The organism is Leisingera sp. F5 (assembly GCF_001593695.1).
Genome location: NZ_LUKH01001032.1, coordinates 1 through 1339, shown reverse-complemented (window position 1 = coordinate 1339; position 1339 = coordinate 1). Strand labels below are relative to the sequence as shown.

Below are 1339 nucleotides of genomic sequence, written 5' to 3'. Positions count from 1 at the left end.
CGGCACTGCCGCAAGCCCCGCAATAGGCCCGTAAATGCGAAAAAACGACATCCAGGCAAAAGACATCCTGCTGGCGCTGGTGCTGCTGACCCGGCTGCCCCTGCCGCCTCTGCCGTCCGAAGCGTTCCAGCGGCAGGCCAAGGCGGTCTGGGCGTTCCCGCTGGTCGGGCTTGCCGTCAGCCTGCCAGCGGCGCTGGCTGTAACTTTTGCAATGCACATAGGCCTGCCTGCCGCAGTGGCCGCAGGGCTAGCGTTGGCGGTTCAGGTGATGCTAACCGGCGCCATGCATGAGGACGGGCTGGCCGATACCGCAGACGGCCTTTGGGGCGGCTTCACCCGGGACCGGCGGCTGGAGATCATGAAGGACAGCCGCATTGGCGCTTATGGAGTGATTGCCCTGATCCTCGGCTTTGGCCTGCGCTGGAGCGCCTTGGCCGCGCTGATCGCTGCAGCAGGTGCCTGGCCCCTGCCGGCGTTGGCCATGCTGAGCCGGGCAGTGATGCCTGCGCTGATGTCGGCCCTGCCCAATGCGCGCGCCGCCGGCCTGTCGCAAACCGTGGGCCGCCCCCGCGCCCTGCCCTGTGTGCTGGCGGCCCTGCTGGCCATTGTCCTGTCGCTGCCCCTGATTGGCGCTGCGGCCTTGGCCGCGGCCTTGGCCATGGGCGTGGCTGCCCTGGGTTTGGGGGCGCTGGCCAAGGCTAAGATCGGCGGCCAAACCGGGGATATTCTGGGAGCATCTCAGCAAATTGCCGAGATTTCCGGCCTGCTTACGCTTCTCGCACTCTGCAGCTGAGCCGGACCAGTGCATGAAAAAGGCCGCACCCTAGTGGGCACGGCCTTTCAATTACTGTTTACAGCAGATGCTTACGCGGCAACGCGGGAGGTCAAAACCTCATCCACCTGCTTGGCGGCAGCAATTTCGTCATTGCCGGACACAGCTGCGACTTCGCGGGTCAAACGCTCAAGCGCTGCTTCATAAAGCTGGCGTTCGGAGTAGCTTTGCTCGCGCTGGTCATCAGTGCGGTGCAGGTCCCGCACCACTTCGGCGATTGAGATCAAGTCGCCGGAGTTGATCTTTTGCTCATATTCCTGGGCGCGGCGCGACCACATCGCGCGCTTCACCTTCGCCTTGCCTTTCAGCGTCTTCATCGCCTGGGCAATCACGTCCGGCGAGCTGAGCGAGCGCATGCCCACTTCGGTTGCTTTGTTGGTCGGCACCCGCAGGGTCATCTTGTCTTTCTCAAAGGTGATCACGAAAAGCTCCAGCGCAAAGCCGGCCACTTCCTGCTCCTCGATCGAGATGATCTGTCCCACCCCATGCGCCGGGTAGACTACATAC

General features: G+C 63.7%; 2 protein-coding genes. One reads left to right on the top strand and one right to left on the bottom strand.

The features are described from left to right. Positions 1-34 precede the first annotated feature (34 nt). Positions 35-793 carry an adenosylcobinamide-GDP ribazoletransferase gene (cobS, locus tag A2I95_RS38580; protein ID WP_291737675.1) on the top strand — a complete coding sequence of 253 codons (759 nt, stop codon included), beginning with the start codon at positions 35-37 and terminating at the stop codon, positions 791-793. Positions 794-864: 71 nt separating this feature from the next. On the opposite strand, the gene A2I95_RS38575 is transcribed toward cobS, so the two are convergent. After that, positions 865-1339 (bottom strand): CarD family transcriptional regulator (locus A2I95_RS38575; RefSeq protein WP_291737674.1); only part of this gene is annotated, 475 nt, incomplete at its 5' end.

What these genes read in the sequence shown, in the direction of transcription:
- cobS (WP_291737675.1), top strand. Translation starts at nt 35, where the DNA reads ATGCGAAAAAACGACATCCAGGCAAAAGACATCCTGCTGGCGCTGGTG.